The organism is Georhizobium profundi (assembly GCF_003952725.1).
Classification (GTDB): domain Bacteria; phylum Pseudomonadota; class Alphaproteobacteria; order Rhizobiales; family Rhizobiaceae; genus Georhizobium; species Georhizobium profundi.
In genome coordinates this window covers 3,228,447-3,237,645 of the sequence record NZ_CP032509.1, presented here as the reverse complement: position 1 = coordinate 3,237,645, position 9,199 = coordinate 3,228,447, and the positions used below count along the sequence as shown (strand labels likewise).

Annotated in this window: 7 protein-coding genes; 1 reads left to right on the top strand and 6 read right to left on the bottom strand. The window is 62.4% G+C overall.

The window, feature by feature from the left end:
• Positions 1 to 2: 2 nt before the first annotated feature.
• A complete protein-coding gene (locus D5400_RS15600) occupies positions 3 to 1,418 on the top strand; it encodes an aminotransferase class I/II-fold pyridoxal phosphate-dependent enzyme (RefSeq protein WP_126010849.1) in 1,416 nt (471 codons plus the stop codon).
• Positions 1,419 to 1,458: 40 nt separating this feature from the next.
• Here D5400_RS15600 and D5400_RS15595 read toward each other — a convergent pair whose 3' ends face one another.
• The 6 genes from D5400_RS15595 to D5400_RS15570 all read right to left on the bottom strand — a co-directional run bounded on the left by D5400_RS15595 (position 1,459) and on the right by D5400_RS15570 (position 9,101).
• Complete coding sequence (locus D5400_RS15595; RefSeq protein ID WP_245451315.1) at positions 1,459 to 2,574, bottom strand: DUF475 domain-containing protein; 1,116 nt, start codon at positions 2,572 to 2,574, stop codon at positions 1,459 to 1,461.
• Between the two features lie 57 nt (positions 2,575 to 2,631).
• Positions 2,632 to 4,137: a tripartite tricarboxylate transporter permease gene (locus D5400_RS15590; protein ID WP_126010848.1), complete on the bottom strand. Its 1,506-nt coding sequence runs from the start codon at positions 4,135 to 4,137 to the stop codon at positions 2,632 to 2,634.
• Between the two features lie 10 nt (positions 4,138 to 4,147).
• Positions 4,148 to 4,648, bottom strand: coding sequence for a tripartite tricarboxylate transporter TctB family protein (locus D5400_RS15585; protein WP_245451314.1), 501 nt, complete (start codon positions 4,646 to 4,648; stop codon positions 4,148 to 4,150).
• A 102-nt stretch (positions 4,649 to 4,750) separates the two neighbouring features.
• Positions 4,751 to 5,734 (bottom strand): tripartite tricarboxylate transporter substrate-binding protein, encoded by a 984-nt coding sequence (locus D5400_RS15580; protein ID WP_126010847.1) that lies wholly within the window; start codon positions 5,732 to 5,734, stop codon positions 4,751 to 4,753.
• 188 nt (positions 5,735 to 5,922) lie between these two features.
• Positions 5,923 to 7,260, bottom strand: coding sequence for a sigma-54-dependent transcriptional regulator (locus tag D5400_RS15575; protein WP_126010846.1), 1,338 nt, complete (start codon positions 7,258 to 7,260; stop codon positions 5,923 to 5,925).
• Positions 7,257 to 9,101, bottom strand: coding sequence for an ATP-binding protein (locus tag D5400_RS15570; RefSeq protein ID WP_425364888.1), 1,845 nt, complete (start codon positions 9,099 to 9,101; stop codon positions 7,257 to 7,259). The genes D5400_RS15575 and D5400_RS15570 overlap by 4 nt, the downstream gene beginning before the upstream one ends.
• Positions 9,102 to 9,199: the final 98 nt, after the last annotated feature.

The window sequence follows — 9,199 nt, the reverse complement described above, 5'->3', positions numbered from 1 at the left end:
GAATGAGTGAAGACTCCAAGTCGGCGAACGGCACCGGAAACTCCACCGGTCGTGCCGTTCGCTCCAGTGTGCTCGATTACATGCGCAAGAGCAGCAGTGCGGCTGCACCCGACCGCTTCGACAGATCGACGAGGCGGGCGGCCGTCAGCCGCAGCCTGCGGGCGACGCCGGCCTTCGAGGATCTTCCGGAGTACAAGCAGGTCGTGGCCCAGCGCTCGGCAGGCGAGCAGCTCGGCATGGGCAATCCGTTCTACCGGGCGCATGAAGGCTCGGCCGGCGCCACGACGCGCATCGACGGCCAGGACCTGATCAATTTCGCGTCCTATGATTATCTGGGGCTCAACCGGCATCCGAAGGTCATGGAAGCCGCCAAGGCCGCGATCGATCGCTACGCGATCTCGGCTTCCGCCAGCCGTCTGGTCGGTGGCGAGCGCCCGATCCATACGCAGCTGGAGCAGCAGATCGCCCGCATTTACGACGTGGAGGCGGCCGTTACCTTCGTCAGCGGCTATCTCACGAACGTTGCCGTGATCAGCGCTCTGCTTGGTCCGAACGATCTCGTCATCCATGACGAGCTGATCCACAACAGCGCCGTCTCCGGCATCCGCCTCTCGGGCGCCACGCGGCGGTTCTTCAAGCACAACGATCTGAAAAACCTCGAAGAGCTTCTGATGGCGACCGCCGGCGAATATCGCCGCACGATGGTCATCGTCGAAGGCGTCTATTCGATGGACGGCGACATCGCCGACCTGCCGGGTCTGGTAAAGCTGAAGCATGACTACGGCTTCTGGCTGATGGTCGACGAAGCGCATTCGCTTGGCGTCCTCGGCCAGCGCGGCTTCGGCACGATGGAGCATTTCGGCATTGCGCCGGAAGACGTAGACATTCGCATGGGAACGCTGTCCAAGACGACGTCGTCCTGCGGCGGCTACGTGGCCGGGACGAGCGCTCTCATCGATGTGCTGAAGGCGTCTGCCGGTGGCTTCGTCTACAGCGTCGGTCTGGCTCCGGTGCTTGCGGCGGCAGCAAGCGCAAGCCTGGAAGCACTGTGCGACGAGCCGGAGCGTGTCGAAAAGCTCAAGCGCAACGGACAATACTTCGTGGAAGCAGCGACTCGGGCTGGCCTGGATACGGGGCTCAGCGTTGGCTACTCGGTCGTGCCGATCATGGTGGGCGACAGCGTGCGCGCCGCGCGGCTATCCAACGATTTGATCGCCGATGGCGTGAACGTGCTTCCGATCATTCACCCTGCCGTTCCGGAAGGGCAGGCGCGTCTACGCTTCTTCATCACCAGCGACCATACGTTCGAGCAACTCGATCATTCGATCGCCGTGACCGAAAGACGCCTGCGCGAACTGGAAGCGGCCAATTTTGGTGTCGCCTCCGTCGATTTCGCCGCTCTCTCCAAGTTTCTCTAGGTTTTTGATCTGCTCATCAAAAAGCGCTGCGCCGAAAGCGTCAGTGCGCGTGAGGCGCGGGCGTCACGTCGCTGTCTTCCACGCCGTGCTTGCGGTTGTAGCGGATCGAAGACCACAGCGAGAGACCGATCAGGCCCGCACCGCCAAGGCCGGTGATCACTTCCGGAATGTGCGTCAGCGACTGCGCGTACATGATCACCGAGAGGATCAGGATCGCGTAGAAAGCGCCGTGCTCGAGATACCGGTACTGAGCGAGTGTTCCCTTCTCCACCAGCATGATGGTCATCGAACGCACATACATGGCGCCGATGCCAAGGCCGATGGCGATGATGAAGAGGTTGTTCGTCAGGGCGAACGCACCGATCACGCCATCGAACGAAAAGGATGCATCGAGAACTTCGAGATAGAGAAACGCGCCGAAGCCGCCTTTGGCTGCCCCTTCCAGCGCCGCCTGCTGCTGGTCCAGCACGTTGCCGAGAACGTCGACCGCGAGGAAGGTCACGAGACCGTAGATCGCCGAAAGGATGAACGTGGCCGACTCCGTCTCGTCCAGGAAGGATGCGAAGATCAGCATCAGGATCAGCACGAACGCGATTTCGACACCCTTGATCGCAGCGAACTTGGATACGCGCGACTCGATTGCGTGCACCCAGTGAATGTCCTTGTGTTCATCGAAGAAGTAGGTGAGCGCGACCATCATCAGGAAGGTGCCGCCGAAAGCTGCGATCGAGAGATGGGCCTCGCCCATGATGCGCGAGTATTCTTCTGGCTCCGCGATCGCGAGCTGGATGGCTGCCCACGGGCCGACATTCGCCGCGATGACGACGATCAGCAGCGGGAAGACGATGCGCATGCCGAAAACGGCGATCAGGATGCCCCAGGTGAGGAAGCGCTGCTGCCAGACGGGCGTCATTTCCTTCAGCTTGTTGGCGTTGACGATCGCGTTGTCGAAGGACAGCGAGATTTCCAGAACGGCCAGAACGACGCAGATGAAGAAGATGGAGAGCGTGCCGGAGATCGTCCCGGTGAAGTTCCACCCCACCCACGCGCCAAGTGCGAGACCCACGACGGTGACGATGAATGCCCAGGTGAAGTAGCTGTAACTGGATTTTTCCATGAGGAAGCCTTGGAGGTAGGGGTTGCCGCCGGGCGGCATGGTGCCGCACCTATACGCCGACGCGCGCCTGAAACAAGCGCGCGCCGATAAAAACCGTCAATCGTCTTCGACAAACACTTCTTCGCGCTTTTTGCGGACCGACGGCAGGACCGCGACGATGACGGCGGCAACCGCGCAGGCGAGAAGGACGGCAGAAATCGGACGTTCGACGAAGATCATCGGATCGCCGCGCGAGATGATCATGGCGCGACGCAGATGCTCCTCCAGAAGCGGTCCGAGGACAAAACCCAGAAGCAGAGGCGCAGGCTCGCACCCCAGCTTCACCAGCAGGTAGCCGATGAAGCCGAAGACGACGATTGCATAGACGTCGAAGACGTTGAGGTTGATCGAGTAGCAGCCGATGCAGGCAAACGCGATGATGGCCGGGAAGAGCACCTTGTAGGGGATTGTCAGGAGCTTTACCCAAAGGCCGATCAGCGGCAGGTTCAGCAGAACCAGCATCAGATTGCCGACCCACATCGACACGATGATGCCCCAGAAGAGGATCGGCTCGTCGTTGATCACGTTCGGACCGGGTGTGATGCCCTGGATGATGAACGCGCCGATCATCAGCGCCATGACCGGATGCGCCGGAATGCCGAGCGTCAGCATGGGGATGAACGAGGTCTGCGCGCCGGCATTATTGGCCGATTCCGGGCCCGCCACACCCTCGATCGCGCCTTTGCCGAAGGTTTCTGGGTGTTTGGATACGCGCTTTTCGAGCGAGTAGGAGGCAAAGGACGACAAGACGTGGCCGCCGCCCGGCAGAATGCCAAGCACCGATCCGAGCGCGGTGCCACGCAGCACCGGCGCGATGATGCGCTTGAAATCGTCTTTGGTCAGCCAGAGGTTCTCCACCTTCTTCACCAGCACGTCCCGCGTGGTCTCGTGCTCGAGATTGCGCAGGATCTCGGCGACGCCGAACACCCCGACTGCGACCGAGACGAAGTTGATGCCCGAATAAAGCTCGAAGAAGCCGAAGGTGAAGCGCGGCGTGCCGGTGTAAATGTCCTGGCCAACCATGCCGAGCAGCAGCCCCAGCACGATCATCGCGAGCGCCTTGAGCACGGAGCCATGGGCCAGAGCGATCGAGGCGAGAAGCCCGAGCACGATCAGAGAGAAATACTCCGGCGCCCCGAAATTCAACGCCGCGCGGGCGAGGGGTGGAGCAGCAACCGCTAGGATCAGCGTGGCCACCGTGCCTGCGAAGAACGAGCCAAGCGCTGCGGTGGCGAGCGCCGGACCGGCTCGCCCTTGCTTGGCCATCTCGTAGCCGTCGATCGCGGTGACGGCGGAAGAGGATTCGCCCGGCAGGTTGATCAGGATCGCCGTGGTCGATCCGCCATACTGAGCACCATAATAGATGCCGGCGAGCATGATGAGCGCCGTGACCGGCTCGAACGAAAAGGTGATGGGCAACAGCATGGCGATCGTCGCTGTGGGTCCGATGCCCGGCAGAACGCCGACGAGCGTACCGAGCAACACGCCGACGAAACAGTAGAGCAGGTTCGTCGGGTCGAGGGCAGCGGAAAAGCCGATACCGAGATTGGCGAGAAGTTCCATCGGCTGATCCTCAGAGTGGTAGCCACGGGCCAAAGAGCGCGATCGGCACGCTGAGCCCGTAGATGAAGATTGCAACGCAGAGAGCGGTGATGCTCGTCGCGAGAACAAGCGCGCTCAAAAGCGTGTTTCGGCGGCTGGCGAGGCTCGCCATCAGGAGCGCGACGAAGAGGCTCGGGACCAGGCCAAGGCCGCGAATGGTGAAGCCGAAGAAGGCGATGGCACCAAGCAGCAGCACCATCCCGCGCCATGGCACGATGCCGAATTCGGAAGGCTGCGCGTCACGCGCCATGCCTTTGACGACGATGGCGATGCCGAGGATGCACATGAGGCCGGCGAGCACGAGCGGGAAATATCCCGGTCCCATGCGAAGCGCTGTCCCGATCTGGTAGCCGGAGGCGGCATAACCGAACGCGATGCCGATCCCGATGAAGATCAGGCCGGACGCGATGTCATTGAAGGATTTCTGGTTGCCCATGGAGAGTCGTCGCTCCCTGTGGCGCGGAAAGTTCATGTCCGCAGCCTGAGCCGCGCAAAGCGGCGGTCCTCGATCAAGAAGATGTCCGGGGCGCGCTTGGCGCACCCCGGGTCAGTTGTGTCAGCCGCTTGAGGCCGATTACTGCGCCATTTCGCCGGCAGCTTCGATGATCGGAGCCCAAAGGTCGATCTGCTCTGCGAGATAAGCTTCGTGTGCTTCGGGCGTTGCCTCTTCCAGCGAGACCGGCACGGTGCCGAGCTCCGCAAAGCGAGTGATGACGTTCTCGTCCTGAAGCGCCGTCTGAAGAGCGGCAGTCAGCTTCTCGATGACTTCCGGCGGCGTACCGGCCGGAGCGTAGAGGCCATGCCAGACACCGACCTGGAACTCTTCAAGGCCAGCTTCAGCTGTTGTCGGCAGGTCCGGCAGTGCATCGAGGCGATCCGGCGTCGTCACGGCATAGCCCTTGACTTCGCCGCTGGTGATCTGGCCGGTCGTGTTGGTGGTCTGGTCGCACATGAAGTCGACCTGGCCGCCGAGAAGATCGGTCATGGCAGGACCCGTGCCCTGGTAGGGAACGGTCGTGACCTGCGTGTCGATGGCGCTCATGAAAAGCAGGCCGCAAAGGTGCGATGCAGCGCCGATGCCGGCATTGGCGTAGGTGACGCTATCGGCATTTTCCTGAACGTAGGTGACGAGCTCTTCGAACGTGTTGGGCTCGAAATCCTTGCGGGCGATGACGGTCATCGGGACGTTCGTGACGAGGCCGATCATCTCGAAATCTTCGAGCGGGTTGTAAGCGAGATCCGGGTAGAGCGTCGGCGCGGTCGACATGCCGATGTGGTGCATCAGGATCTGATAGCCATCGGCTGGCGCATTGGCCACCTGAGTGCCGGCCAGCGTACCGCCGGCTCCGGCGACGTTCTGGACGATGACCTGCTGACCGAGTTCAGCCGACATGGGCTCGGCGATCAGACGGGTAACAGTGTCGGTGGGGCCGCCGGCCGCGAAGGGCACGACGATGGTGACCGGGCTGGTCGGATAGTCAGCCTGCGCGAAAGCGATGCCGGCACTGACAGACGTCATTGCAGCCGCCGCCAGAAGAGCGGTCGTGAGTTTTTTCATGATTTCCTCCCAAACGATAGCGCCACTGACAGACCGCCAGTGGAGATCGTGGGTCATTAAGAGCGGCTCTTAACCCCGTGGCAACATATCAATGGGGCATCCCGCATGATTGGAAGCGGCGGGCGGTCCGAATGGGTGGAAATCGTAACATAGGGGCAGTGCCATGGGTCGTCGGCGACCCATCAGGATCAGTTCTGGTTGTGATCGCGTCGATCGAGGCCGTAGCGCTGCATCTTTTCGTAAAGCGTTTTGCGGGAGATCCCGAGTTCTTCATAGACCGGTTTGAGGGTGCCGCCATGGGCAGTGAGCAGGCTGGCGATCACGCCACGCTCGAATTCCGAAACGCGCTCCGACAGCCGGTTGGAAACGGCAACTGGCTCGGCTTCCGTAGCGAGGCCAAGCCCGATGACGTAGCGTTCAGCCGCATTGCGCAACTCCCGCACATTGCCGGGCCAGAGCCTGTTCGATACCTCGCTCATGATGGATGGCGGCACGTCGATGTCTTCACGCCGATGCCGTGCTGCCGCCTCGCGAACGAGCTGGAGAAAGAGCAGGGGCACGTCCTCCCGCCGCGCTTGCAGCGATGGCACCCGCAGCGTCACGACATTCAGCCGGTAGAGCAGGTCGGCCCTGAACCGTCCGGCGGCCACGTCCTCGTCGAGTTCCGTTTTGCTGGTTGCCACGAAGCGAACGTCGAGCGGCAGTGTCTCGTTGGAGCCAAGCCGGCTGATCACCCGGTCCTGGATGACGCGCAGAAGTTTTGCCTGCAAGCCGATTGGCATCGAGCCGATCTCGTCCAGCAGCACGGTACCGCCACGCGCGTGCTCGAACTTGCCGTATCGCGCCCGCATGGCACCTGGAAACGCACCGGCCTCGTGGCCGAAGAGCTCGCTTTCGATCAGCGCTTCGGGCAGCGCGGCGCAATTGATCGCGATGAAGGGCTTGCCGGCACGCGACGAGAAATCATGCAGTGCGCGCGCCACCACCTCCTTGCCGCTGCCGGTCTCGCCGATGATCAGCACGTCGGCATCGGTGGCGGCAACGGCGCGCAGCCGATAGCGCAGATCGATCATCACCTGGGTTCGGCCGGGCATGCGGGCTTCCACGTCATCGCTTTTGCCGGCGACGGCGCGCAGCAGCCGGTTCTCGAGCACAAGCCGACGCCGGTCGATCGCGCGCGCTGCCACATCGGCGAGATGCTGGGACGTGAACGGCTTCTCGATGAAGTCATAGGCGCCTTCTCGCATAGCTCGAACGGCAAGTTGCACGTCGCCATGGCCGGTCGCGAGGATGACGGGAATATCCGGATCGATCTCGTGGATGCGGCCCATCAGCGTCATTCCGTCCATGGCAGGCATGCGGATGTCGGTGATGACGATGCCGTTGAAGCCTTGCGTCGCGAGTTCCAGCGCCGCCTCCGCATGGCCGAGGCTGCGAACCTGGAAGCCGGCAAGATCGAGCGACTGGGCGGCTGAGCGCCGGACTTCCTCCTCGTCGTCGATGAAAAGAACGAGCGGCGCCTTCATTCGGCTGCCTCGTTCAAAGTGAGCTCGGCGGCATCGAGCGCGATGGTGAAGACCGCGCCGCCTTCCTGATGACGCTCCACACTCAAGTTCCCGCCGAAGTCCTTGACGATGTTATAGGAAATCGAGAGCCCAAGACCGAGGCCCTTGCCTACGCCCTTGGTCGAGAAGAAGGGGTCGAACACGCGCCCGACAATGCCCTCCGGTACGCCGGGACCGCGGTCGCGGACAGTGATCAGCACCCGCGAACCGGAGCTGCGAGCCGTCAGATCTATGCGACGGTCGTCCAGCCCTTCGACGGCATCGGCCGCGTTGGAGATGATGTTGACCAGCACCTGCTGCAGCCTGACCGGACCGGCGCGGACGATGGGCGGTACCGGGCCGAGGTCGATGTGGATCTCCGCGTCTGCAGCCTTCAGCCGCCATGCGATGACTTCCATCGTGTCGGCGACCACCTGCTCGAGCGGAACGGCGCGCAGTTGCCGGTTCGGCATGCGCGCGAAATTGCGTAGATGCTTGCTGATCGAAGCCATACGCTCGGTGAGCTTGGAAATCCGGGCGATGTTGTCGCTCGCCTCGACGACCCGGCCGCGCTCGATCAGCACGGCGGCGTTGTCGGCATAGTTCCTGACCGCGGCAAGTGGCTGGTTGAACTCGTGCGAAAGGGCTGCCGACATCTGGCCGAGAGCCGCAAGCTTGCCGGCCTGCACGAGATCGGTCTGCGTCTGGCGCAATTGCTGCTCCGTCGCCCGGCGCTCGCTGACTTCCGTTTCGAGCTGCCGGTTGACGGCTGCAAGATCGGCGGTGCGTTCGGCGACCCTCTGCTCCAGCTGTTCGCGTGCGGCACTCTGCAGTCTCGTGCGCTCTTCAAGCCGTGCGCTGCGCTGCAGGATGAAGGCTGCCGCAAGTGTTGCGAGCCCCAGCACCATCAGCGCAGCGGCGATGAGCGTGAGGGCTTGGGTGCGCGCTGATGTCGTGTCGAGAAGAACCCGCACGGTCCAGCCGGCTTCGTCCATCGGCTCACCGAGCATGAGAAATTCTTGGGAAGCGCGTGATCCGCCGATCGCGATCAACTGGTGTTCTTCAACCGAGCGTGCGCGGCGTATCGGCAGATCGAAAAGATCCGCATCGGCATAGCGCCGCGAAATTTGCGTGCGCTCGATGCGATCCGGCGTCAGTGGCTCCAACGCGGAATAAAGCCATTCCGGCCGGCTCGTCATGAAGACGATCTCCTCCGGATCGGTGACGATGATCTCACTGTCGCCACCGGCCCAGGTCGCCTCGATCATGTCGACATCGACCTTGAAGACGACGACGCCGCGCACCACGGCCCCGATCCGTATTGGGGCAGAGAAGTAATAGCCCCGTTTGAGCGAGGTTGTGCCGAGCGCGAAGAATCGACCCTGCCGGCCCTCGACAGCCTCGGTGAAATAAGGGCGGTAGGAGAAATTCTCCCCGACGAAGGAAACGTCGCCATCGAAATTGCTCGCCGCGATCGTCTCGCCGTTCGGCAGCATGACGTAGATATCTGAGGAGTTCAGCAGCGCGTTGATACGCTTCAGATACGCGTTGCCGCGGTCGCTAAGCGCTTGATTGTCGGCATCGATCACCATCGCCTGTATGATCGGATAGTCAGCCACGACCGACGGCAGCGCCTCATAGCGTCTGAGATGACCGCGAAGCGCCGCAACCGCGAGCCGCAAGGTGGTCTGGGCCCGGGTCTCGGCTTCGTCCAGATAGGCGCGCTGGGCGAGAGGTGAGCCAAGCGCTACGATAAGCGTGGCGAGGATGGCAAACGACGCCCCAAGCAACAGCCAGCGCTGCAACGGTGACACGACTTTCACTGCTCGGCCCATCCTGATCGGGCCGCTGTCATGTGTCGGCCCCAGCGGCACTATACCCAAGCGCAAGTCCTGCACAACAAATCCGCGCGGAAGATCAG

Bases quoted from the DNA above. Each gene is read 5' to 3' on its own strand.
- D5400_RS15600 (WP_126010849.1), top strand. From the start codon at position 3: ATGAGTGAAGACTCCAAGTCGGCGAACGGCACCGGAAACTCCACCGGT.
- D5400_RS15595 (WP_245451315.1), bottom strand. From the start codon at position 2,574: ATGCCGCCCGGCGGCAACCCCTACCTCCAAGGCTTCCTCATGGAAAAA.
- D5400_RS15590 (WP_126010848.1), bottom strand. From the start codon at position 4,137: ATGGAACTTCTCGCCAATCTCGGTATCGGCTTTTCCGCTGCCCTCGAC.
- D5400_RS15585 (WP_245451314.1), bottom strand. From the start codon at position 4,648: ATGAACTTTCCGCGCCACAGGGAGCGACGACTCTCCATGGGCAACCAG.
- D5400_RS15580 (WP_126010847.1), bottom strand. From the start codon at position 5,734: ATGAAAAAACTCACGACCGCTCTTCTGGCGGCGGCTGCAATGACGTCT.
- D5400_RS15575 (WP_126010846.1), bottom strand. From the start codon at position 7,260: ATGAAGGCGCCGCTCGTTCTTTTCATCGACGACGAGGAGGAAGTCCGG.